21 protein-coding genes are annotated in these 24,163 nt (G+C 63.9%); 15 read left to right on the forward strand and 6 right to left on the reverse strand.

The window, feature by feature from the left end; translation table 11 throughout:
- Window positions 1-3 precede the first annotated feature (3 nt).
- The 10 genes from pilW (at window position 4) to H3H51_RS11330 (ending at window position 10,234) form a co-directional block, all read left to right on the forward strand.
- Entirely contained in the window at window positions 4-765 is a 762-nt protein-coding gene (gene pilW, locus H3H51_RS11285; protein ID WP_183089134.1) for a type IV pilus biogenesis/stability protein PilW, read from the forward strand.
- A complete protein-coding gene (locus H3H51_RS11290; protein WP_183089135.1) occupies window positions 765-1,805 on the forward strand; it encodes a RodZ domain-containing protein in 1,041 nt (346 codons plus the stop codon). The genes pilW and H3H51_RS11290 overlap by 1 nt, the downstream gene beginning before the upstream one ends.
- 8 nt (window positions 1,806-1,813) lie before the next feature.
- Entirely contained in the window at window positions 1,814-2,926 is a 1,113-nt protein-coding gene (gene ispG / locus H3H51_RS11295) for a flavodoxin-dependent (E)-4-hydroxy-3-methylbut-2-enyl-diphosphate synthase (RefSeq protein ID WP_183089136.1), read from the forward strand.
- Between the two features lie 18 nt (window positions 2,927-2,944).
- Entirely contained in the window at window positions 2,945-4,234 is a 1,290-nt protein-coding gene (gene hisS / locus H3H51_RS11300) for a histidine--tRNA ligase (RefSeq protein WP_183089137.1), read from the forward strand.
- 33 nt (window positions 4,235-4,267) lie between these two features.
- Window positions 4,268-4,903 (forward strand): YfgM family protein, encoded by a 636-nt coding sequence (locus tag H3H51_RS11305; protein ID WP_183089355.1) that lies wholly within the window; start codon window positions 4,268-4,270, stop codon window positions 4,901-4,903.
- Window positions 4,896-6,047 (forward strand): outer membrane protein assembly factor BamB, encoded by a 1,152-nt coding sequence (gene bamB, locus H3H51_RS11310; RefSeq protein WP_183089138.1) that lies wholly within the window; start codon window positions 4,896-4,898, stop codon window positions 6,045-6,047. The genes H3H51_RS11305 and bamB overlap by 8 nt, the downstream gene beginning before the upstream one ends.
- A gap of 79 nt (window positions 6,048-6,126) precedes the next feature.
- Window positions 6,127-7,590, forward strand: a complete 1,464-nt coding sequence (der, locus tag H3H51_RS11315; RefSeq protein WP_183089139.1) for a ribosome biogenesis GTPase Der — start codon at window positions 6,127-6,129, stop codon at window positions 7,588-7,590.
- 145 nt (window positions 7,591-7,735) lie between these two features.
- Window positions 7,736-8,884 (forward strand): pyridoxal phosphate-dependent aminotransferase, encoded by a 1,149-nt coding sequence (locus H3H51_RS11320; protein ID WP_183089140.1) that lies wholly within the window; start codon window positions 7,736-7,738, stop codon window positions 8,882-8,884.
- 84 nt (window positions 8,885-8,968) lie between these two features.
- Complete coding sequence (locus H3H51_RS11325) at window positions 8,969-9,757, forward strand: amidohydrolase (protein ID WP_183089141.1); 789 nt, start codon at window positions 8,969-8,971, stop codon at window positions 9,755-9,757.
- An 18-nt stretch (window positions 9,758-9,775) separates the two neighbouring features.
- The gene (locus H3H51_RS11330; protein WP_183089142.1) at window positions 9,776-10,234 is read left to right on the forward strand and encodes a hypothetical protein; all 459 of its coding nucleotides are present in this window, start codon (window positions 9,776-9,778) and stop codon (window positions 10,232-10,234) included.
- A gap of 66 nt (window positions 10,235-10,300) precedes the next feature.
- On the opposite strand, the gene leuA is transcribed toward H3H51_RS11330, so the two are convergent.
- The 5 genes from leuA to xseA form a co-directional block, all read right to left on the reverse strand.
- On the reverse strand, window positions 10,301-11,971 hold the full coding sequence (leuA, locus tag H3H51_RS11335; RefSeq protein WP_183089143.1) for a 2-isopropylmalate synthase: 1,671 nt from the start codon (window positions 11,969-11,971) through the stop codon (window positions 10,301-10,303).
- 307 nt (window positions 11,972-12,278) lie between these two features.
- Entirely contained in the window at window positions 12,279-13,532 is a 1,254-nt protein-coding gene (locus H3H51_RS11340) for a mechanosensitive ion channel family protein (RefSeq protein ID WP_183089144.1), read from the reverse strand.
- Between the two features lie 103 nt (window positions 13,533-13,635).
- Entirely contained in the window at window positions 13,636-14,304 is a 669-nt protein-coding gene (locus tag H3H51_RS11345; protein WP_183089145.1) for a glutathione S-transferase, read from the reverse strand.
- Between the two features lie 116 nt (window positions 14,305-14,420).
- On the reverse strand, window positions 14,421-15,239 hold the full coding sequence (locus H3H51_RS11350; RefSeq protein ID WP_183089146.1) for a peptidoglycan DD-metalloendopeptidase family protein: 819 nt from the start codon (window positions 15,237-15,239) through the stop codon (window positions 14,421-14,423).
- A 52-nt stretch (window positions 15,240-15,291) separates the two neighbouring features.
- Complete coding sequence (xseA, locus tag H3H51_RS11355; RefSeq protein ID WP_183089356.1) at window positions 15,292-16,671, reverse strand: exodeoxyribonuclease VII large subunit; 1,380 nt, start codon at window positions 16,669-16,671, stop codon at window positions 15,292-15,294.
- A 106-nt stretch (window positions 16,672-16,777) separates the two neighbouring features.
- Here xseA and H3H51_RS11360 point away from each other — a divergent pair, with 106 nt between their 5' ends.
- The 5 genes from H3H51_RS11360 to tadA all read left to right on the forward strand — a co-directional run bounded on the left by H3H51_RS11360 (window position 16,778) and on the right by tadA (window position 22,660).
- The gene (locus tag H3H51_RS11360; RefSeq protein WP_183089147.1) at window positions 16,778-17,329 is read left to right on the forward strand and encodes a sugar ABC transporter ATPase; all 552 of its coding nucleotides are present in this window, start codon (window positions 16,778-16,780) and stop codon (window positions 17,327-17,329) included.
- A gap of 117 nt (window positions 17,330-17,446) precedes the next feature.
- Window positions 17,447-18,916: an IMP dehydrogenase gene (gene guaB / locus H3H51_RS11365; RefSeq protein ID WP_183089148.1), complete on the forward strand. Its 1,470-nt coding sequence runs from the start codon at window positions 17,447-17,449 to the stop codon at window positions 18,914-18,916.
- Between the two features lie 117 nt (window positions 18,917-19,033).
- Window positions 19,034-20,614: a glutamine-hydrolyzing GMP synthase gene (gene guaA, locus H3H51_RS11370; RefSeq protein ID WP_183089149.1), complete on the forward strand. Its 1,581-nt coding sequence runs from the start codon at window positions 19,034-19,036 to the stop codon at window positions 20,612-20,614.
- 196 nt (window positions 20,615-20,810) lie between these two features.
- Window positions 20,811-22,181, forward strand: a complete 1,371-nt coding sequence (locus tag H3H51_RS11375) for a multicopper oxidase family protein (RefSeq protein WP_183089150.1) — start codon at window positions 20,811-20,813, stop codon at window positions 22,179-22,181.
- Window positions 22,181-22,660 (forward strand): tRNA adenosine(34) deaminase TadA, encoded by a 480-nt coding sequence (gene tadA / locus H3H51_RS11380; protein ID WP_183089151.1) that lies wholly within the window; start codon window positions 22,181-22,183, stop codon window positions 22,658-22,660. Before H3H51_RS11375 ends, tadA begins: the two co-directional genes overlap by 1 nt.
- 25 nt (window positions 22,661-22,685) lie before the next feature.
- Here the strand turns inward: tadA and mltF are convergent, their stop codons facing one another.
- Window positions 22,686-24,158, reverse strand: a complete 1,473-nt coding sequence (gene mltF / locus H3H51_RS11385) for a membrane-bound lytic murein transglycosylase MltF (protein ID WP_183089152.1) — start codon at window positions 24,156-24,158, stop codon at window positions 22,686-22,688.
- Window positions 24,159-24,163 lie beyond the last annotated feature (5 nt).

The following is a 24,163-nucleotide window of genomic DNA, read 5'->3' on the forward strand; positions in this document are numbered from 1 at the left end:
TTCATGACCTTGCGCGCTTTGCTGTTGCTGTCCCTTGCCGTGGTATTGGCGGGGTGTGTGAAAAGCGGTGGTCGCGCCGACCCATTGAGTACCCAGCAGGGGCGCGAGGAAGCTCGTGATGCCTATATCCAGCTGGGTATCGGGCACCTTAATCAAGGGGCCACTGAGAAGGCCAAGGAGCCACTGCGCAAGGCTCTGGATATCGATTCGGGCAGTGCTGAAGCGCATGCTGCACTGGCCTTGGTATTCCAGCGCGAGATGGAACCAGAGCTTGCTGATGAGCATTTTCGCAAAGCCATAGGCCTGAAAAAGGGCGATGCCCGTTTGCTGAACAACTACGGCGGCTTTCTCTACGAGCAGAAACGCTACAAGGACGCCCATGAGCAGTTTATCGCTGCGTCCAAAGACACTCTTTACCCGGAACGCTCCCGGGTTTTCGAGAATCTGGGGCTGACGGCGCTGCAACTTGGTCAGCGGGATCAGGCCAAGCATTACTTCGAGAAAGCGCTGCGCATGAACAGTCAGCGCTCGGTGGCTTTGTTTCAAATGGCCCAGCTGTCCTATCAAGACAAGCAGTATGTGCCGGCGCGTGCTTATTACCTGAACTACAGCCGGCAAGCCAAGCAAACGGCCGAGAGCCTGTTGCTGGGGACCCGTCTGGCCAAGGTCTTTGAAGACCGTGACCAGGCTGCGACTCTTGGCCTGCAACTCAAGCGCCTCTATCCGGGCACTCCCGAATATCAGCAATTCCTGTCGGAGCAATGATGAAGGCCTCGCATCCTGAAGTAGCGGCGGCGACTCGCGTGAATCCAGGCGAGACGCTGCGCAAGGCGCGCGAAAACAAGGAGTGGGCGCTCGCCGATGTGGCGGCCCAGCTCAACCTGACGGTGCAGGCTCTGCGACTGGTCGAGAGCGGTGCTTTCGAGCAACTGCCGGGGCATACCTTCTCGCGTGGCTATGTTCGCTCCTACGCCAAGCTGCTGGGCATGGACTCCAATCGTCTGGTCGCCGATTTCGATCAATACACCGGTACCGACTCCCAGGGCAGCAGTGTTGCCAGCCTGGGGCGTATCGAGGAACCGGCCCGGGTTTCGCACAACCTGCTGCGCGGGTTCAGCGTTCTGGTGTTGGTAGCGCTGGGGGCTGCAGGTTTCTTCTGGTGGCAGGGTGAGTCGAACAACTCCGCTGCGCGCCTGGCTAATACCAGTCTTGAACATGTAGAGGTGGAAGCTGCCGACGGCACCACCGAAATCCATCCGCTCGATGAGCCCGAGGATCAGGCCATCGTTGAGGTGCAAGGTGACGATGAGCAGCCGGTTGTCGACCCTGCTGCCGAGTCGGGTGTGCCGGCCGAAGCTCCCCCGGTAGTTGCGGGCGAAACAGTAGAGGCGCCAGTGTCAACTGCTGCGCCTGTGGTCCCTGAGAGCGCTCCGGCTTCGACGACTGCTCCGGCTAATACCGTGGCACCGGTTGCGCCCGCTCCAGTCCCGGCTCCCGCAGAACCGGTCGCAGTGACTCCGCCCGCAGTGGCTGCCAGCGCGCCTGCCGCTACTCCCGCTGCGGGGGATTCACGGGTCAGCCTGATGTTCAGTGCCGATTGCTGGACTCAGCTCACCGATGCCAGTGGCAAGGTGCTGGTCAGCGCGCTCAAGCGCAAAGGTGAGAGTGTCGAGTTGTACGGCAAGGCTCCCTTCGAGCTGCGCCTGGGCTATGCCCGTGGCGCGGTAGTCAGCTTCAATGGCCAACAGGTCGATGTCGGTCCCTTCACCCATGGTGAGACCGCCCGTCTCAAGCTGGGGCAGTGAGCTAAAGCATGCATTGCGAATCCCCTATCAAACGCCGCCTGTCCCGCAAGATCTGGGTTGGCTCGGTACCGGTTGGCGGCGATGCACCGATTGCGGTGCAGAGCATGACCAACACCGACACTTGTGACGTGGCTGCTACTGTCGGGCAGATCCGTCGTCTGGAAGAGGCGGGTGCGGACATCGTGCGCGTCTCGGTGCCGGATATGGAGGCTGCCGAAGCCTTCGGTCGGATCAAGCAGCAGGTCAATCTGCCGCTGGTGGCCGACATCCACTTCGACTACCAGATCGCCCTGCGTGTCGCTGAGCTTGGCGTCGATTGTCTGCGCATCAACCCGGGCAATATCGGTCGTGAAGATCGGGTTCGAGCGGTGGTCGAGGCTGCGCGCGACAAAGGCATCCCGATCCGTATCGGGGTCAATGCCGGTTCGTTGGAAAAAGACCTACAGAAGAAGTACGGCGAACCGACCCCAGCTGCGCTGGTCGAGTCGGCACTGCGCCATGTTGAACACCTGGATCGCCTGAACTTCCCAGACTTCAAGGTCAGCGTGAAAGCCTCCGACGTGTTCATGGCCGTCGAGGCCTATCGTTTGCTGGCGACGCAGATCGAGCAGCCGCTGCACCTGGGGATTACCGAAGCCGGCGGCCTGCGCTCCGGCACGGTGAAATCCGCGGTTGGCCTGGGCATGCTGCTGATGGACGGCATTGGCGACACCATCCGTATTTCCCTGGCCGCGGACCCGGTAGAAGAGATCAAAGTCGGCTACGACATCCTCAAGTCCCTGCGCCTGCGCTCGCGTGGCATCAACTTCATCGCCTGCCCGAGCTGCTCGCGGCAGAACTTCGATGTGGTGAAGACCATGAACGAGCTGGAAGCCCGCGTCGAAGACCTGCTGGTACCGCTCGATGTCGCGGTGATCGGCTGCGTGGTCAACGGCCCCGGCGAAGCCAAGGAGGCGCATATCGGCCTCACCGGCGGCTCGCCGAACAACCTGATCTATATCGACGGCAAGCCGGCGCAGAAGCTGACCAATGAAAACCTGGTGGACCAGCTGGAAAAGCTGATTCGCCAGAAAGCGGCCGAGAAGGTCGAGGCTGACGCGGCCGTTATCGCCCGCGGCTGACCGCACTAAGGAATATTTGTGAGCAAGACCCTACAAGCCATTCGCGGCATGAACGACATCCTGCCGGAGCAGACGCCAACCTGGCGTTATCTGGAAAACACCCTGGCCACCTTGCTGGATGGCTACGGTTACAAGGAAATCCGTCTGCCGGTGCTGGAGTTCACCGAGCTGTTCGCCCGCGGTATTGGCGAAGGCACCGATGTGGTCGACAAGGAGATGTACACCTTCCTCGACCGCAACGCAGAGTCCCTGACCCTGCGTCCGGAAGGTACTGCCGGCTGCGTGCGTGCGGTGCTGGAGCACGGCCTGACCGGTGGCGGCCAGGTGCAGAAACTCTGGTACGCCGGCCCGATGTACCGCTACGAGAAACCGCAGAAAGGCCGTTATCGCCAGTTCCACCAGGTCGGCGTTGAAGTGTTCAACCTGCCTGGGCCGGATATCGACGCCGAGCTGATCGTCCTCACTGCGCGCCTGTGGCAGCAACTGGGGTTGTCCGGCGCGGTAACCCTGCAGCTGAACAGCCTGGGCTCCAGTGAAGCCCGCGCGGTATACCGCGATGCTCTGGTGGCCTATCTGCAGGAGCGCTTCGAGCAGCTCGACGAAGACAGCCAGCGCCGCCTGACCACCAACCCACTGCGTATTCTCGACAGCAAGAACCCGCAAACCCAGGCCCTGCTGGTCGATGCCCCGACCCTGCACGATTACCTCGACGAGGAGTCGCGTGCACACTTCGAGGGCCTCAAGGCGCGCCTGGATGCTGTTGGTATTCGCTACGAAATCAACCCGAAGCTGGTGCGTGGCCTCGATTACTACGGCCGCACCGTGTTCGAGTGGGTCACCGACAAGCTCGGTTCGCAAGGCACCGTCTGTGCCGGTGGCCGTTACGACGGGCTGATCAGCCAGTTCGGTGGCAAGCCGACTCCGGGTGTTGGTTTCGCCATGGGTGTCGAGCGCCTGGTGCTGCTGCTGGAAACCCTCGGCCTGGTGCCGGCGGAGCTGCACAGCCCGGCCGATCTCTATCTGTGCGCCTTTGGCGAGCCGGCCGAGCTGGCCGCCCTGACCCTGGCCGAGCGCCTGCGTGATGCCATTCCCGGGCTGCAGCTGATGGTCAATGCCGGTGCCGGCAGCTTCAAGAGCCAGTTCAAGAAGGCCGACAAGAGTGGCGCCCGTTTCGCCCTGATTCTCGGTGAGGACGAACTGGCCAATCGCGTGGTAGGTTGCAAACCTTTGCGCGATGACAGCGAACAACAAACCATTGCCTGGGATGCGCTAGCGCAGCATCTCGCTGCCAGTTTGGCGCAGGCCTGAAGAACAAGTGAATAAGGAGTTATTGGGGTGAGCATGACCGAAGAAGAACAAGTCGCGCAGATCAAGGACTGGTGGCTGCGCAATGGCAAGCCCCTGCTGACTGGTGGCGTACTGGCGGTGGTGCTGGTGTTCGGCTGGCAAGCCTGGAACTCCTACCAGACCCGTCAGGCGCAAGGCGCCTCGGTGGTTTACCAGCAGTTGCTGGAAACCAGCCTGACTCCCAGCGGTCAGCCGGATGCCGGCAAGGTCGCCGAGCTAGCCACCAAGCTGAAGACTGAATTCGGCGGTACGCACTACGCCCAGTACGCCAGCCTGTTCGTGGCCAAGGTGGCGGTGGAATCCGGCAAGCTGGATGACGCCGCAGCCGAGCTCAAGCCGCTGCTGGACAAACCTGTGGATGCCACTGTCGGTGAGCTGGCGCGTCAGCGCCTGGCCCGTGTACTGGCTGCCCAGGGCAAGATCGAAGACGGCCTCAAGCTGCTCGATGGTGACGTAGACAGCGCCTGGCTGGCCAGCCGCGAAGAACTCAAGGGCGACCTGCTGGTGCAGCTCGGCCGTACCGATGACGCCCATGCGGCCTATCTGAAAGCCAAGGGTTCCCTGGCCGAAGATGCGGCCGTGGGCGGCCTGCAGATGAAACTCGACGACCTGGCCAAAGGGGATGCGTGACGTGATGCGCTGGAAGAATGCCGCAGTGCTGGCCCTCGCCGTTCTGGCCGTGGGTTGCAGCAGCAACAGCAAGAAGGAACTGCCACCGGCCGAACTGCCTGATATCCAGGAAGAAGTGCAGCTGGAGAAACAATGGAGCCGCTCCATTGGTGACGGCCAGGGCGAACTCTACAACCAGCTGGCCCCGGCTGTGGATGGCGAGCGCCTGTACGCCGCATCGGCAGACGGCGAAGTTGTCGCCATGGATCGCCTGACCGGCGACAAGACCTGGGAAGTCGACCTTGAGCTGCCGGTATCCGGTGGTGTCGGTGCCGGTTACGGCCTGGTGCTGGTCGGTACCCTGAAAGGTGAAGTGATTGCCCTGGACGCTACCTCTGGTGAAGAGCGCTGGCGTGCCCGCGTGACCAGCGAAGTGCTGTCGGCCCCGGCCACCAACGGTGACGTGGTGGTGGTGCAGACCCAGGACGACCGTCTGATTGCCCTGGATGCCAGCACTGGCAGCCAGCGTTGGATCTTCGAAAATAGCCCGGCAGTGCTGACACTGCGCGGTACCAGCAGCCCGGTGTTGACCAACCGCCTGGCCATCGCCGGCCTGTCCAGCGGCAAGGTGATTGCCCTCGACACCCAGCGCGGCATCCCGGTGTGGGAGCAGCGCGTGGCCGTGCCGAAAGGCCGCTCCGAGCTGGAACGTGTGGTTGATATCGACGGCAACCTGCTGCTGTCCGGTGGCACCCTGTACGTGGTGACCTACCAGGGCCAGGTGGCTGCGCTCGACGTCGACAGTGGTCGTCCGCAGTGGACGCGTGATGCGTCCAGCTACGTGGGCCTGGCCCAGGGCTTCGGCAACGTCTACGTGACCCAGGCCGGCGGCAGTGTGGAAAGTATCGATGAACGCTCCAATTCGTCGCTGTGGAACAACGAGGCTCTGGCCCGTCGTCAGCTGTCGGCACCGGAAGTGTTCTCCAGCTACGTGGCGGTCGGTGACTTCGAAGGCTACCTGCATCTGCTGAGCCAGGTGGATGGCCATTTCGTCGGTCGCGAGAAGATCGACGGCGACGGCGTGCGCGTGCGCCCGCTGGTAGTCGGTGACTGGATTTACGCCTACGGCAACAGCGGGAAGCTGGTCGCGCTGACCATCCGCTAAGCTGTTTTGCAATGTCCGGCCGCTGCCGTTCTACGGCAGCGGCCTTTGTGTTTTCTGGATTTAGCTGTGGAGGAGCCCAATGGTTCCGGTAATCGCCCTGGTGGGCCGTCCCAATGTGGGCAAATCGACCCTGTTCAACCGCCTGACTCGAACCCGCGATGCGATCGTCGGCGATCTGTCGGGCCTGACCCGTGATCGCCAGTACGGCGAGGCCAAATGGGAAGGTCGTAGCTACATCCTGGTCGACACCGGCGGCATCACCGGCGACGAGGAGGGCATCGACGAGAAGATGGCCGAGCAGTCGCTGCTGGCGATCGAGGAGGCCGATGTCGTGCTGTTCCTAGTCGACGCCCGTGCGGGCCTGACCGCTGGCGACCAGATGATTGGCGAGCACCTGCGCAAGCGCAACAAGCGCAGCTACCTAGTGGTGAACAAGATCGACAACATCGATCCGGACATCGCCCGTGCCGAATTCAGCCCGATGGGCATGGGCGAAGCCCTGCCGATTGCCGGCGCCCATGGCCGCGGTATCACCCAGTTGCTGGAGGCCTCGCTCGGCGAATATCCCCGTGACGAGGATGACGGCGCCACCGACGAGGATGTTGCCGAAGGCGAAGAAGCCAAGCGCATTCCCGGCCCGAGCGAGAAGGATGGCATCAAGATCGCCATCATCGGCCGGCCCAACGTCGGCAAGTCGACCTTGGTCAACCGCATGCTCGGCGAAGAGCGCGTGGTGGTCTATGACCAGCCCGGCACCACCCGCGATAGCATCTACATCCCGTTCGAGCGTAACGACGAGAAGTACACGCTGATCGACACCGCCGGTGTGCGCAAGCGCGGCAAGATCCACGAGGAAGTGGAAAAGTTCTCGGTGGTGAAGACCCTGCAGGCGATCAAAGACGCCAACGTTGTGATCTTCGTCATGGACGCCCGCGAAGGGGTGGTCGACCACGACCTCAACCTGCTCGGCTTTGCCATCGAATCCGGCCGCGCGCTGGTGATCGCTCTGAACAAGTGGGACGGCATGGAGTCCGGCGAGCGTGACTACGTGAAGACCGAGCTGGAGCGCCGGCTGTTCTTCGTCGACTACGCCGACATCCACTTCATCTCCGCACTGCACGGCACCGGCGTGGGCAACCTGTACAAGTCGGTGCAGGCCTCGTTCAAGTCGGCGATCACCCGCTGGCCAACCAGCCGCCTGACGCAGATTCTCGAAGATGCAGTACGCGAGCATCAGCCGCCGCTGGTTGGCAGCCGTCGTATCAAGCTGCGTTATGCCCACCTGGGTGGCGCCAACCCGCCGCTGATCGTGATCCACGGCAACCAGGTCGAGGCCGTGCCGAAGTCCTATTCGCGCTACCTGGAGAACACCTACCGGCGCGTGCTCAAGCTGGTCGGTACGCCGATCCGCATCGAGTACAAGAGTGGTGAGAACCCCTACGAGGGCAAGAAGAACACCCTCACCGACCGTCAGGTGAACAAGAAACGTCGCCTGATGAGCCACCACAAGAAGGCCGAGAAGAAACGCCGCGACAAGAAGTAAGGGCTGCACCAGCCGCGTGCTATCGGGGTTTGAAAAGGCGCAGAAGACATAAGCTTCTGCGCCTTTTTCATATCAGCGACTGCTGCATCCGCCGGCGACCATCGGCTATCCTCGCGGCTCGCGCCCGTCAGCAGGAATTGCTCTGATGCTCACCAGCAAGTTGCCGCACGTCGGCACCACCATCTTCACCCGCATGTCCCAGCTCGCCGCGGAAACCGGTGCGCTCAATCTGTCCCAGGGCTTTCCTGATTTCGACGGCCCGCAGGCCCTGCGTGATGCCGTTGGCCGCCATATCGGCGCCGGGCATAACCAATACGCCGCGATGACCGGCCTGCCAGCCCTGCGCGAGCAGGTTGCGGCGAAGATCGCCCGTAGCTACGGGCGCAGCGTCAGCGCCGATACGGAAGTCACCATCACACCCGGCGCCACCCAGGCGATCTTCTGTGCGATCCAGGCGCTGATCCATCCTGGCGACGAGGTGATCGTCTTCGATCCCAGCTACGACAGCTACGAGCCTTCGGTGGAGCTGGCCGGCGGACGCTGTGTGCATGTGCCACTGGCCCTGGCGGATTTTTCCATCGACTGGCAGCGCCTGCAGGACGCGCTGAGCCCGCGCACGCGGCTGATCATCCTCAACAGCCCGCACAACCCTAGCGGTGCGCTGATTTCCCGCGCCGAACTGGATCGCCTGGCGGCTTTGATCCGCGAGCGCGACATCTACCTGGTCAGCGACGAGGTCTACGAGCACCTGGTGTTCGATGGCGTGCAGCACGCCAGCGTGCTGGCCCACGAGGAGCTGTACCAGCGCGCCTTCGTGGTCAGCTCGTTCGGCAAGACCTACCACGTCACTGGCTGGAAGACCGGCTACGTGGTGGCGCCTCCAGCGCTTTCCGCGGAGCTGCGCAAGGTCCACCAATACGTCAGCTTTTGCGGGGTAACGCCGCTGCAATGGGCGCTGGCCGACTTCATGACCGAGCATCCCGAACACGTCGAGGAACTGCCGGCGTTCTACCAGAGCAAGCGCGACCTGTTCTGCGACCTGCTGGCGAGCTCGCGCTTTCGCTTCACCCGTACCGCCGGCACCTATTTCCAGCTGGTCGATTATTCGGCGATCCGCCCGGACCTGAACGATGTGGCCATGGCCGAATGGCTGACCCGCGAGCATGGCGTGGCGGCGATTCCGGTGTCAGTGTTCTACCAGCAGCCGCCGGCTGAGCTGCGTCTGGTGCGTTTCTGCTTCGCCAAGCGTGAAGACACCCTGCGCCAGGCCGCCGACAAGCTCAGCTCTGTGTAGGAGCGAGCGTCGCGAGCGAATGAGGCAACCGTAAAGTTTCGCGAGCAGAGCTCGCTCCTACGGACAAATTTTTGAGGCGTTGAGATGAGCGATAAATCTGACCTCGAACTGGCGCTGATCCAGACCGAGCTGGCCTGGCAAGACCCCACCGCCAATCGCGCGCACTTTGCCGCGCTGCTGGAGCAGGCTCGCGGTGCGGATCTGGTCGTGCTACCGGAAATGTTCAGTACCGGCTTCTCCATGCACTCGTCCGAACTGGCTGAGCCTGAGGGTGGCCCTACCACGATCTGGCTGCGCGAGCAGGCCCGGCGCATTGGCGCCGTGGTGACGGGCAGCCTGATCATCCAGGCTGCCGATGGTAGCTACCGCAATCGTCTGCTGTGGGCGCGCCCGGATGGCTCGTTGGCGCACTATGACAAGCGCCACCTGTTCCGCATGGCCGGCGAGCACAAACACTATGCGGCGGGTGACGAGCAGGTGGTGCTGGAACTCAAGGGGTGGCGTGTGCGCCCGCTGATCTGCTACGACCTGCGCTTTCCAGTGTGGAGCCGTGATCCGGCCACCACCGACCTGCTGCTCTACACCGCCAACTGGCCCGCAGCGCGGCGCAACCACTGGAACCGGCTGCTGCCGGCACGGGCCATCGAAAACCTGTGCTATGTGGCGGCGGTCAATCGCATTGGTAGCGACGGCAATGGCCACCCGTACAGCGGTGACAGCCAGGTGCTGGATTTCCAGGGTGACAGCCTGCTGGCGCCGGGCGAGGCGGGCGGGGTGTTCCGCGTCACGCTGAGCGCGGCAAACCTGGCGGCTTACCGCCAGCGCTTTCCGGCTCACCTGGATGCTGATAGCTTTTCCCTCGATCTCATCTGACCTCAGGAATTTTCCCGCATGGATGCCAACAACCCGTTTCAAACCCCTGCCGCCGACCTGGTCAATCCGGGTGTAGTGGCTGCTGGAGAGAAGCTCTATAGCCTGGCGGCTGTGGGCTGGGCGACCTTCTTCGGCACGCCGCTGGCCGGCGCCTACGTGCTGGCGCACAACTTCCGTAGCCTGGGGTTGCACCAGCATGTGAAGACGGTCTGGTTACTGGCCATCGGCCTGCTGCTGGCGGTCTCGGTGCTGACTTACGTGTTGCCGGAAAATCTCTCCGGCACCGGCTTCACCGTGGCCCAGGTGATGGGCATGTACTTCTACGCTAAGTCGCTGATCGCCGCGCAAATCACCGAGCATCGGCTGCGCGATGGCGCCTTCTACTCCAACTGGCGTGCCGTGGGCATTGGCCTGTTGATGCTGGTGGCGGTGCTGGTCGTGGTGGTGCCGCTGATGCTGCTGACCGGTCTGGCTTGATCTTCACCTGCCCTGAACGACAAACCCCGCCAATTGGCGGGGTTTGTGTTTTTGCTGGGCGGAAGATCAGGCCGCCTGGACCTCGGCCTGGGTCATGGCGCGGTTGAGGGCGCTGAACAGGGCGCGGAAGGTCGCCGTGGTCAGGTTCTCGTCGATGCCGATGCCGTGCAGCGGGCGACCGCCGTTGGCGCGGATCTCGATGTAGGCCGCCGCCTGGGCGTTGGTGCCGGAGCTGATGGCGTGCTCGTGGTAATCCATGATCTCCACGTTGAGCGGCAGGGCGGCGACCAGCGCCTCCAGCGGACCCTTGCCGGTGCCGTGTTTGCGGCGCAGCTCACCATTGAAGGTCACGTCGATGTCGACGTTGCAGATACCGTTCTCTTCCTGCAGGCGATGGCTCTTCAGCACGTACGGGCTGTTGGCCTTGAGGTACTCGTTCTGCAGCAGGCCGTAGATCTGCTCGGCGGTCATTTCCAGGCCGAGGCGATCGGTTTCCTTCTGCACCACCTGGCTGAACTCGATCTGCATGCGGCGCGGCAGGCTGATGCCGTACTCCTGCTCGAGGAGGAAGGTGATGCCGCCCTTGCCCGACTGGCTGTTGACGCGAATCACTGCCTCGTAATCGCGGCCGATGTCGGCTGGGTCGATCGGCAGGTACGGTACTTCCCAGACACCTTGTGGGTCCTGCTGGGCGAAGCCCTTGCGGATCGCATCCTGGTGCGAGCCGGAGAACGCGGTGTGCACCAGGTCGCCGACGTACGGATGACGTGGGTGTACCGGCAGCTGGTTGCACTCCTCGACCACCTTGCGCACGGTGTCGATGTCGGAGAAGTCCAGTTGCGGGTTGACGCCCTGGGTGTAGAGGTTGAGTGCCACGGTCACCAGGCAGACGTTGCCGGTGCGCTCGCCGTTGCCGAACAGGCAGCCTTCCACGCGGTCGGCGCCGGCCATCAGGCCCAGCTCGGTGGCGGCCACGCCGGTGCCACGGTCGTTGTGGGTGTGCAGGCTGAGCAGCACGCTGTCACGACGGTCGACATGGCGGCCGAACCATTCGATCTGGTCGGCGTAGTTGTTCGGCGTGGCGCCTTCGATGGTGGCGGGCAGATTGAGGATCAGCTTCTGCGCCGGGGTCGGCTGGAACACGCCGATCACCGCGTTGCACACCTCGACGGCGAAGTCGATTTCGGTGGAGCTGAACACTTCCGGCGAGTATTCGAAGCCCCACTGGGTTTCCGGCTGGGCGGCAGCCAGGCGCTTGACGATCTTCGCCGCTTCTACGGCGATCTCGGTGACGCCGGCCTTGTCCTGGTTGAAGACGATGCGGCGGAAGCTCGGCGCGGTGGCGTTGTAGTAGTGGACGATGGCTTTCTTGGCGCCCTTGAGCGACTCGAAGGTGCGGGTGATCAGGTCTTCACGGGCCTGGGTCAGCACCTGGATGGTCACGTCGTCGGGGATGTGGCCGCCTTCGATCAGCTCGCGAACGAAGTCGAAGTCGGTCTGCGAGGCGGACGGGAAGCCCACCTCGATTTCCTTCAGGCCCACGGCGAGCAGGCACTTGAAGAAGCGCATCTTCTTCTCGGCGTCCATTGGCTCGATCAGCGACTGGTTGCCGTCACGCAGGTCGGTGCTCAGCCAGATCGGCGCCTGGTCGATGATCTTGTCCGGCCAGGTGCGGTCCGGAATGTTGATCGGGGTGAACGGACGGTATTTCGTCGACGGGTCTTTGAGCATGGTCATGATGCGAATCCTGGGGTGGCGGCAGGCCGGGTAAACGAGAAAGGCAGAAATCTGGCGAGTCGGTTCAGCCGCGTAGTCGCGGGCTGACCAGGCGCAGGCAGGCGTGTTGGCGTAGCAGAATGAGGGTGTGGGCACTGTTCATAGTGTCAACCCTAACGGTCGGGGTTAAAGCTGGCAAGTCTTGCGGGAAAAACGCCATTTAATAGCGATCTGCTGCTATTGGTGATTTTAAATGGCGGTATTCAGTGGTTTTTGGCGTTTCTATTGCGCTAATAATTTCCGGCTTTAGCGCCCGTGTCCACAGCGTTCAGGGCGGGTTGGCGGCGCTGGCGTCGAGGTGCTCGTTGCGCAGGCTCTGGAAGTCGATGCCGCTGGGGTTCTGGAACACGCGCAGGCCGAAGGTCGGGAGAATGGCCAGCAGGTGATCGAAGATATCGGACTGGATGCCTTCGTAGGCGACCCAGGCGGTGGTGTTGGTGAAGCAGTAGATTTCCAGCGGCAGGCCGTCGGCGCCGGGCTGCAGCTGACGCACCAGCAGGGTCATGTCCTGGTGGATGCCGTCGTGCTGGCGCAGGTAGCGCTCGACATACACGCGAAAGGTACCCAGGTTGGTCATGCGGCGGGCGTTCAGCGGGTCGGCGAAGCTGGCATTGAAGGCCTGTAGCTCGGCGCGCTTGCCTTCCAGGTACGGTTTCAGCAGCTCGAAACGCTGCAGGTCGGCCTGCTCCTGGGGGCTGAGAAAGTGCACGCTGTTCTGGTCCAGATGCAGGCAGCGCTTGATCCGTCGCCCGCCGGACTCCTGCATGCCGCGCCAGTTCTTGAACGAGTCGCTGATGAAACGCTTGGTCGGGATGACGGTGATGGTCTTGTCCCAGTTCTGCACCTTGACCGTGTGCAGGGCGATGTCGATTACGTCGCCATCGGCGTTGAGCTGCGGCATCTCCACCCAGTCGCCGACGCGGATGATGTCGTTGGAGGAAATCTGCACGCTGGCCACCAGCGACAGCAGGGTGTCCTGGAAGATCAGCAACAGCACGGCGGCCATGGCGCCGAGGCCCGAGAGCAGGATCAGCGGCGAGCGATCGATCAGGGTGGCGACGATGAGGATGGTCGCAATCGCATAGACCAGGATCGAAGCCACCTGCACGTAGCCCTTGATCGGCCGCAGGTGCGCGTTGGGGCGCAGCAGATAAATGCTGTTGAGCAGGTTCAGCGCGCCGGCGATGGCCAGGGCGATGGTCAGGATGATGAAGGCGCCACAGACGTTGCTCACCACGGTGATGGCGGCGTCGGGCAGGTGCGGGATCAGGTTGACGCCAGCCGAAAGAATCAGCGCGGGCACGATATTGGCCAGGCGGGTGATCACCCGGGAGCCGGCCAGCAGCGGGTATTGCCCCGCGGCCGTGGATTGCAGGGCGCGATAGATGCCCCGCACCAGGATGCGCTTGACCAGCCAGTTGGCAATCCAGGCGGCGAGCAGCAGCAGGGCCACACTGAGCAGGGTGTGGACTTCGGAGTAGCGCTCGAACCAGCCGAGCAGGGTGTCGTAGTAGCTTTTCATCGATGTCCTGAACGGGCGGCGGGCAGCAGGCGGCGAGGCGTTACCTTAACAAACCGGTTGCCGGGGTTCGGCCTCGCGTCTTTTGCCAAATGCGTCGGTGGGCTCAGTTGGCGTAGGCGTACTCGCCACCTTTTTCCAGGGCGCGGCGGTAGGCCGGGCGGGCGTGAATGCGCTCGAGGAAGGCCTTGAGCTTCGGTCGGCTGGCGTCGAGCCCGCCACGGGAGGTGGCGGCCTCCAGGGGGAAGCTCATCTGGATATCGGCGGCGCTGAAGTCCTCACCGGCGAACCAGGTGCTCTTGCCCAGCTCACCTTCGAGGTAGTCCAGGTGCAGCTTCAACTGTGGGTTGATCAACGCACCTTTGACCTTCTGCGCAATGCCACGGGCGATCGGCTTGATGAAGAACGGCATCGGGCTGTTTTCCACCTTGTCGAACACCAGCTTGAGCAGCAGCGGCGGCATGGCCGAGCCTTCGGCGTAGTGCAGCCAGTAGTTGCAGCGCAGCCGTTCGGGCGTGCCGGCAGCGGGCAGTAGGGCTTCGCCATAGCGGCTGGCCAGGTACTCGATGATGGCGCCGGACTCGGCCAGGGTCAGCTCGCCATCGGTGACCACCGGTGACTTGCCCAGCGGGTGCACGGCGCGCAGCTCCGGCGGCGCGAGCATGGTCTTGGGGTCACGCTGGTAACGCTGGATCTGGTACTCCAGGCCGAGCTCTTCAAGCAGCCAGAGGATGCGTTGCGAGCGCGAGTTGTTCAGGTGGTGGACGGTGATCATCGTGGCTCCAGGGGCGGGGAGGATGCCGATGGCCGTGTCCATCACGTCGGGAGGGCGATCAGCGGGTAGCTGTCACTTTATACGCGAACGCTTTGTACTGCGGGCGTGCGCCGTTTCTAAGGCTTGAACGCGCCGATAAAGATCGCCGGGTCGACTCGCGCGTCATTGAGGCTGACGTTCCAGTGCATGTGCGGGCCGGTGGCGCGTCCGGTGGCGCCAACCCGGCCGACCACGCCGCCGCGCGGCAGCTCCTGGCCCAGCTGTACGTCGATCTTGGACAGATGGCAGAACATGCTGATCAGCCCCTGGCCGTGGTCGACGAACACCGTGCGGCCGTTGAAGAAGTAGTCGCCAATCAGGATCACCTTGCCCGCTGCCGGCGCCTTGATCGGCGTACCGGCGCCCACGGCGAAATCGAGGCCGGAGTGCGGGTTGCGCTCTTCGCCATTGAAGAAGCGGCGCAGGCCGAAGGGTGAAGACAGCGGGCCGTTGACCGGTTTGTCGAACAGCAGGTTGCTCGGCTGGCGCGGGCTGAACTGTTGGTAGGCGCGGGTCTGCTCGGCCAGCTCGCGCTCGATGCGCTTGAGGTTGGCGGGGCTGGGATTGACCTGTTCCTTGTTCTTCAGGGTGATGCGCTGCTCGCGGTAGTGCTTGGTGCCGACATTGAAACTCAGCGCTCGGCCGGCCGTTTCGATTTGCTGGGGACCGGCTTTCACCGCCAGCGGGATGCCGACGATGGCGATCCAGCGGCGGTTGTCTTCCCTGACCACCAGCACCGGTTTGCCCTGATAACGCGCTTGCGGTGCGCTGGCAGAGTCGCCCAGATCAAGCACGGCAACGCCGCCCGGCACCGGCTTGTTCAGCAGGCGGGTGATAAAGCCTTCGGCGTGGGCGGGCAGGGCGAGGCACAGCAGCAGGGCGGCAAACAAACGCATAAATGGGAGTCCGGCGTAGGGTGGATGACGCTTTATCCATCCACCATCAGGGTTAATCCAGCAGCGACAGGATCACCGGCGTCAGGTGGTTGTCTTCCACCCGCACGTCCAACTCGCCTTCACCGAGGCGTGCCTTGAGCTTCTGCCCCGGGCGCGTCTGGGCGGCGTTGCGAATGGCCTGGCCGCGGTCGTCGAGCAGGATGCTGTAGCCACGCCCGAGGGTGGCCAGTGGGCTGACGATATGCAGGGTCTGCGCGAGGCTTTCAAGCGTCTGGCGGCGCTGGCGCAGCTGCTGCTCGGCGGCGCGCGGCAGGCGTTCGGCCAGGCTGTCCAGGCGCTGGCGCAGCAGGGCCAGGTTGCGCCCCGGGTGTTGCGCGTTGAGGCGACCTTCGAGGCGCGCCAGGCGTTCGTGGCGGCTGTTCAGTTGCTGGCTGAAGGCACGGCGCAGGCGCATGTCCAGGTCATCCAGGCGCTGGGCCTGCTGGCGCAGGCGCTCACCGGGGTGGCGCAGGCGCCGGGCCAGGCCGTCCAGGCGCAAGCGCTCGCGGGCGATGCGATCCTGCAGGCGCAGCAGCAGGCGGCGCTTGAGGTTGTCCAGGCGCTGCTGCAGGTCGCTGCTATCGGGAGCCAGCAACTCGGCGGCGGCCGATGGCGTGGGCGCGCGCACGTCGGCGACGAAATCGCTGATCGATACATCGGTTTCATGGCCGACGGCGCTGACGATTGGCGTCTGGCAGGCTGCCACGGCGCGGGCCACGGCTTCTTCGTTGAAGCACCAGAGATCCTCCAGCGAACCGCCACCACGGGCCAGGATCAGTGCGTCGAAGCCGGCGCGGTCGGCCAGTTGCAGGGCGCGGACGATCTGCGCGGTGGCGTCGCGGCCCTGGACTGCGGTCGGCACCAGGGTCAGGCGGACTTGCGGGGCGCGGCGGCGGAACACGCTGATGATGTCGCGGATCACCGCGCCGGTCGGCGAGCTGATGATGCCGATGCGCTGCGGGTGGGCGGGCAGGGCGATCTTGTTCTCGGCGCTGAACAGGCCTTCGGCGGAGAGTTTCTCCTTGAGCGCCTCGAAGGCCAGGCGCAGGGCGCCGTCACCGGCCGGCTCGACCGTATCGAGGATCAGCTGGTAGTCGCCACGCCCCTCGAACAGCGAGACCTTGCCGCGCACCTTGACCGCCAGGCCGTCGCGCAGCGCCTGGCGCACCCGTGTGGCGTTCTGCCGGAACAGGGCGCAGCGCACCTGGGCCTGGCCATCCTTGAGGGTGAAATACAGGTGCCCGGAGGCCGGTTTGGCCAGGTTGGAGATTTCGCCCTCGACCCAGACCTGGGCGAACACATCCTCCAGCAGCAGCCGTGCGCGGTTGTTGAGTTGGCTGACGCTGAGGACGTCGCGGTCGAGACCGAGGCGCTGGAACGGGTCGTTGATCATGCTCGGCATGATAAAGGCTTTGCCGGGCCAGCCATAGGTCGGCCGGCCTTGACCGGCGGGCTGCCGGGATTAAGCTGCGCGCCTGTTTTCGATTCGGTATGTCGTCATGAGTGACCAGCAGATCATCCTGGTGCCGCAGATTTCCAGCCTGCCCGGGCATGAGGCCAAGGCCTGGGCGCTGCTGCGCTGGCTGGTCAAACGCAACATTGTCGAGGAACAACCGACTACCTGCGGGCGAGGCGGACGAGGCATGGCCTATGCCATCGCGCCAGGCGCGCGGCAGATTGTGCAGCGGCCGGAGTTGCTGCCGTTCGGCCGGCCATTGAATGGCCTGGAGGTCATCAGCAAGCGCTGCATCTATACCCCGACCATCGATTTCAAGGAGGAAGCCGGATGCCCGGGGTGTCGCCGGGAGATCGGCGAAGCGCTGTTCGACAGCCTGGAAGAGTGGATGCCCGGCCACACCGACAACTTCCGCTGCCCGGAATGCGGGCATGAGGACGACATCAACGGCTTCCTGTTCCTGCAGTCGTGCGCCTTCTCCAACCTGGGTTTTATCTTCAATAACTGGGACGAGGCACGCTTCAAACCACGCTTTCTCGAGGAATTCGCCGAGCGCCTGGGCTATCCCGTGTCGCAGGTGCTGGTGCGCGTGTGAACGCCGCCGGTGCCGCTCGGCAATTTCGGAGTGAGCCGATTGATTCTTTGCATTGAGTGAATGGGGGCGGCTAGGTATAATGCCGCGCTTCTTATTTTCCCGCTCGGGAGCCCCGCCATGCTGCGCATCAGCCAAGAAGCACTGACGTTTGACGACGTTCTCCTGATCCCTGGTTATTCCGAAGTCCTGCCCAAGGACGTCAGCCTCAAGACCCAACTGACCCGCGGCATCGTGCTGAATATCCCGCTGGTTTCCGCCGCGATGGATACCGTCACCGAAGCGCGCCTGGCGATTGCCATGGCCCAGGAAGGCGGCATCGGCATCATCCACAAGAACATGACTGTCGAGCAGCAAGCTGCCGAAGTCCGCAAGGTCAAGAAGTTCGAGGCCGGCGTGGTCAAGGACCCGATCACCATCGAGGCCGAGGCCACTGTGCGTGACCTGTTCGAACTGACACGGCAGAACAACATCTCCGGCGTTCCGGTGCTGAGCAATGGCGACCTGGTCGGCATCGTCACCTCCCGTGACGTGCGTTTCGAAACTCGCCTGGATGCGCTGGTGCGTGATGTGATGACGCCCAAAGAGCGCCTGGTCACCGTGCGCGAAGGCGCCGACAAGCAGGAAGCCCGCGAGCTGCTGCACAAGCACCGCATCGAGCGCGTACTGATCGTCGACGACGCCTTCAACCTGAAAGGGATGATGACCGTCAACGATATCGAGAAGGCCAAGGCCTACCCGCTGGCCAGCAAGGACGACCAAGGTCGCCTGCGCGTTGGCGCAGCGGTCGGCACCGGTGCCGATACCGCTGATCGGGTTACCGCGCTGGTGGCTGCCGGCGTCGACGTGATCATCGTCGACACCGCCCACGGCCACTCCAAAGGCGTGATCGACCGTGTGCGCTGGGTCAAGCAGACCTTCCCGGAAGTCCAGGTGATCGGCGGCAACATCGCCACTGGTGAAGCGGCCAAGGCCCTGGCCGAGGCGGGCGCCGATGCAGTCAAGGTCGGTATCGGCCCGGGCTCGATCTGCACCACCCGCATCGTCGCCGGTGTCGGCGTACCGCAAATCTCCGCCGTGGCCAACGTCGCCGCTGCATTGGCTGGCACCGGTGTGCCGCTGATCGCCGACGGCGGCATCCGTTTTTCCGGTGACCTGTCCAAGGCCATCGTCGCCGGCGCCTCCGCCGTGATGATCGGCTCGATGTTGGCTGGTACTGAAGAAGCGCCGGGCGAAGTCGAACTGTTCCAGGGCCGTTCCTACAAGGCCTACCGTGGCATGGGTTCGCTCGGTGCCATGGCGCAGTCGCAAGGCTCCAGCGATCGCTACTTCCAGGATTCCTCGGCCGGTGCCGAGAAGCTGGTGCCGGAAGGCATCGAAGGTCGTGTGCCGTACAAGGGCGCGATGAGCGCCATTGTTCACCAGATGATGGGCGGCCTGCGTGCCTCCATGGGCTACACCGGCTGCGCCACCGTCGAGGAAATGCGCACCAAGCCGGAGTTCGTGCGCATCACTGGCGCCGGCATGGCCGAGTCGCACGTGCACGATGTGCAGATCACCAAGGAAGCACCCAACTATCGGGTTGGTTAAAAAATCGATGTGCCGCTGCTGCACTCGCGGCGTGGCAAATCGATTTTTGAAGTTAGATAAGACCCGGGGCTGCTATCAGCCCCGTGTCATTTGTGAATTCCGCTACGAGAGACGGCCATGGCTCACCCTGACATTCACGCCCACCGCATCCTGATTCTGGATTTCGGCTCCCAGTACACCCAACTGATCGCCCGCCGCGTGCGCGAGATCGGCGTGTACTGCGAAATCCACCCGTTCGACATGGAGAACGATGCCATCCGCGCCTACGCGCCGAAGGGCATCATCCTCGCCGGCGGCCCGGAGTCCGTGCACGAGGCCAACAGCCCGCGCGCGCCGCAGGCGGTGTTCGACCTGAATGTGCCGATCTTCGGCATCTGCTACGGCATGCAGACCATGTCCGAGCAGCTCGGTGGCCGTGTGCAGGGTTCCGACCTGCGTGAGTTCGGCTATGCCCGTGTCGACGTGGTCGGCAAGAGCCGCCTGCTCGATGGCATCGAAGACCACGTCGACACCGACGGCGTATTCGGCCTCGATGTGTGGATGAGCCACGGCGACAAGGTCACCGAGATCCCGGCCGGCTTCCACATCCTCGCCAGCACCCCGAGCTGCCCGATCGCCGCCATGGCTGACGACGTGCGCGGCTACTACGGCGTGCAGTTCCACCCGGAAGTGACCCACACCAAGCAAGGCGGGCGCATTCTCTCGCGCTTCATCCTCGACATCTGCGGCTGCGCTGCGCTGTGGACCCCGGCCAACATCGTCGAAGACGCCATCGCCACCGTGCGTGCCCAGGTCGGCACCTCCAAGGTGCTGCTGGGCCTGTCCGGCGGCGTCGACTCCTCTGTGGTTGCGGCCCTGCTGCACAAGGCTATCGGCGACCAGCTGACCTGCGTGTTCGTCGATAACGGCTTGCTGCGCCTGCACGAAGGTGACCAGGTGATGGCCATGTTCGCCGAGAATATGGGCGTCAAGGTTATCCGCGCCAACGCCGAAGAGCTGTTCCTCGGCCGTCTGGCCGGCGTTAGCGATCCGGAGCAGAAGCGCAAGATCATCGGCGGCAGCTTCATCGAAGTGTTCGATCAGGAAGCCACCAAGCTGCAGGACGTGAAGTTCCTCGCCCAGGGCACCATCTACCCGGACGTGATCGAGTCGGCCGGCGCCAAGACCGGCAAGGCCCACGTGATCAAGAGCCACCACAACGTTGGCGGCCTGCCGGAAGACATGCAGTTCAAGCTGGTCGAGCCGCTGCGTGAACTGTTCAAGGACGAAGTGCGCAAGATCGGCCTGGAGCTGGGCCTGCCCTACGACATGGTCTACCGCCACCCGTTCCCGGGCCCCGGCCTGGGTGTGCGCATCCTCGGCGAAGTGAAGAAGGAGTACGCCGACATCCTGCGTCGCGCCGACCACATCTTCCTCGAAGAGCTGCACAACTTCGATTGGTACCACAAGACCAGCCAGGCCTTCGTGGTGTTCCAGCCGGTGAAATCGGTCGGCGTGGTCGGTGACGGCCGTCGCTACGCCTGGGTCGTCGCCCTGCGCGCCGTGGAAACCATCGACTTCATGACCGCACGCTGGGCGCATCTGCCCTACGAGCTGCTGGAGAAGGTGTCCAACCGCATCATCAACGAGATCGAAGGCATCTCGCGCGTCACCTACGATGTGTCGAGCAAGCCGCCTGCCACCATCGAGTGGGAGTGATGTAGCCAGCAAGGGCAGCGCGAGCTGCCCTTGTCGTATCTGCAAAGGCTGCTGCCTTGTCAGGCTCTAGCTCGCGAGCCTTCTAGGTTTGGCGCTGCGGCAATCGGCCTCGTCGGCGTGCTCGTCTTGACGGGCCTTGAAATGAGAAGATGTTGCAATTGGTCGCCCGCACCCCAGGCGGGCCACGGGATGGAACATGGCTTTTACCCGCAGACAGATTCTTGCCGGCCTCGCCGGTCTTGGTGTGGTCGGCCTCGGTGCCGGCGGCGTGCGTTACTGGCTCGGTCGCCCGGAGAACGTGGCGACCCATGACTACGAGCTGATCGCCGCTCCGTTCGACCTGGAGCTGGTGCTCGGTCACCTGACGCCCGCCTGGGGCTACAACGGCCTGGCGCCAGGCGTGGAGCTGCGTTGCCGGCAGGGCGAGCGCCTGCGGGTGCGCTTCATCAACAAGCTGAGCGAGCCGACCACCATCCACTGGCATGGCATCCGCCTGCCGCTGGACATGGACGGCGTGCCCTATGTCTCGCAGTTGCCGGTGTTGCCGGGCGAGTACTTCGATTACAACTTCATCACGCCCGATGCCGGCAGCTACTGGTATCACCCGCATACCACCAGCTCCGAGCAGCTTGGTCGTGGCTTGGTTGGTCCGCTGATCATCGAGGAGCGCGAGTCGACCGGCTTCCGCCACGAGCGCACGCTGTCGCTGAAGACCTGGCACGTGGATGAGGAGGGTGCCTTCACCCCCTTCAGCGTGCCACGCGAAGCGGCTCGTGAAGGCACGCGCGGCCGACTCACCACGATCAACGCGGTGCCCAATCCGACCCTGGAACTGCCGGCCGGCCAGGTCGTGCGTCTGCGCCTGCTCAACCTCGACAACACCGTGACCTATCGCCTCAACCTGCCGGGCGGCGAGGCGCGTATCTATGCGCTGGACGGCAACCCGGTCAAGCCGCGTCCTCTGGGCAAGGACTATTGGCTGGGGCCGGGCATGCGTATTGATCTGGCGCTCAAGGTGCCGGCGGCAGGCGTCGAGTTGTCCCTGCGCAACGGCCCGCTGCGTCTGGCTACCCTTAAGGGGGTAGCCAGCAGCGAGGCGCCAGGCGAGTGGCCAGCTGCATTGCCCGCCAATCCGGTGGCCGAGCCGGATCTGGTCCAGGCCGAGACCTTGCGCTTCAACTTCGAGTGGACCGCCGCCCTGGCGCCGGAAAGTGCACAGGGTGGGCGCGCCAAGTACTGGCAGATCAACGGGCAGGCCTGGGATATCAACGACAAGACCTGTGCGGATCGGCCCATCGCCAACCTGAAGTTGGGCAATCACTACATCTTCGTGCTGCGCAATATGGCCCAGTACCAGCACCCCATCCACCTGCACGGCCTGAGCTTCAAGGTGCTGGATTCGGATCGCAAGTCGATCATCCCGTACTTCACCGACACCTACCTGCTGGGCAAGAACGAGACCGCGCGCATCGCCTTCGTCGCGGATAACCCGGGCGTGTGGATGTTCCACTGTCATGTCATCGATCACATGGAAACCGGCCTGATGGCCGCGATTTCGGTGGCCTGATGCGCCAGCCGAAGATCATCGACCGCAGCCAGGATGAGCGCTTCATGCGTGAGGCCCTGGCGTTGGCCGGGCAAGGCGCGGCGTTGGGTGAGGTGCCGGTAGGTGCGTTGCTGGTGCAGGATGGCGAAGTCGTCGGGCGCGGCTTCAACTGCCCGATCACCACCCATGACCCCAGTGCCCATGCCGAGATGGTCGCCATCCGTGCCGCCGCCAGCGTGGTGCAGAACTACCGCCTGCCCGGCAGCACCCTGTACGTGACGCTGGAGCCGTGCAGCATGTGCGCGGGCTTGATCGTGCATTCGCGCATCGCGCGCGTGGTGTTCGGCACCACCGAGCCCAAGGCTGGTGTGGCGATCAGTCGCGGCGAATTCTTCAGCCAGGCGTTCCTCAATCACCGGGTGCTGATCGAGGGTGGGTTGCTGGCGCAGGAGTGCAGCGAGATGCTCAGTGCCTTCTTCAAGGCGCGGCGCTCTTCGTAGGCGCGTACCTTAGCACCAGCCCGCTCTACAGCTGGGAGGACTCTTCCTTGGGAATGGTCCGGTTGATGCCTGGGATATGGATGCCGCTTTCGGCGACCTGGGTGCCTTCCAGTTGCGGCTGGGTTACCCAGTTGAGGATGTCGTAGTAGCGGCGGATGTTGCGCACGAAGTGCACCGTCTCGCCGCCACGCGCATAGCCATAGCGGGTCTTGCTGTACCACTGTTTCTGCGCCAGGCGCGGCAACATCTTCTGCACATCCAGCCATTTGTTCGGGTTGAGCCCTTCGGCTTCGGCGAGCTTGCGCGCGTCGGCGAGGTGGGCGATGCCGATGTTGTATGCGGCCAGGGCGAACCAGGTGCGGTCCGGCTCGCTCATGTCCTCGGTCAGCCCGGTGTGGATCAGGGCGAAGTACTTGGCGCCGCCGAGGATGCTCTGCCGTGCGTCGAGGCGGTTGACCACGCCCATGGCCTGGGCGGTGCCCTGGGTCAGCATCATCAGGCCGCGCACGCCGGTCTTGGAGGTGGCATCCGGCTGCCAGATCGACTCCTGATAACCGATGGCGGCCAGCAGGCGCCAGTCGACCTTGTGCTTGTCGGCGGCCTGCTTGAAGTTCTGCTCGTAGCGCGGCAGGCGCTGCTGCAGGTGCTGGGCGAAGGTGTAGGCGCCGACGTAGCCGAGTACGTCGACATGGCCGTAGTAGCGATCCTTGAGGCGTTGCAGGCTACCGTTCTCGGCGACTAGGGCGAGGAAGTGGTTGACCTCGCTGAGCAGGCTGTCGTCGCTGCCCGGCGCCAGGGCCCAGCCCAGGTTGCGCGCGTCGCCGAAGTCGAAGGCCACGCGCACGTTGGGGAAATACACCTGGTTCATCGCCAGTTCGTTGGAGTCGACCACGGTCAGGTCGATCTGCCCTTCGTCGACCATGCGCAGCAGGTCGACCACTTCGACGTCGGACGACTCTTCGTACTTGAGCTCGGGCTGGCTGGCTTTCAGCTGCGCCAGTTGCTCGGCATGGCTGCTGCCCTTGAGCACCATGATGCGCTTGCCGAGCAGGTCATCCGGGCGCGAGGGGCGCGGCTCGCCTTTGCGGTAGATAACTTGCGGGGTGACTTCCAGGTAAGGCTGGGAAAACTTGGCCTGGGCCTTGCGCCCATCGCTGGCGACCAGGCCGGCGGCGGCCAGCACCGGGCCGTCCGTTCGGTTCAGGCGGGCGAACAGGTCGTCGAGGTTGTCCGCGGTTTCGATCTTCAGCTCGACGCCCAGGTTGTCGGCGAAGCGCTTGACCAGCTCGTACTCGAAACCGGTTTCGCCGCTGCGATCCTGGAAGTAGGTAGCCGGGCTGTTGCGGGTGATCACGCGTAGCACGCCCTCCTTCTGCACGCGCTCGAGGGTAGTGGGCTGCTTGGCGGCTTCGCCATCGCAGCCCCCGAGCAGCAGAAGGATTGCGGTCGCTAGCAGCCAGGCGGCTGGTTGGATGCGCAACGCGGTGTGGGCAAACATCGGCG

Origin of the sequence: Aquipseudomonas ullengensis (assembly GCF_014174475.1) — a bacterium.
Taxonomy (GTDB): domain Bacteria; phylum Pseudomonadota; class Gammaproteobacteria; order Pseudomonadales; family Pseudomonadaceae; genus Aquipseudomonas; species Aquipseudomonas ullengensis.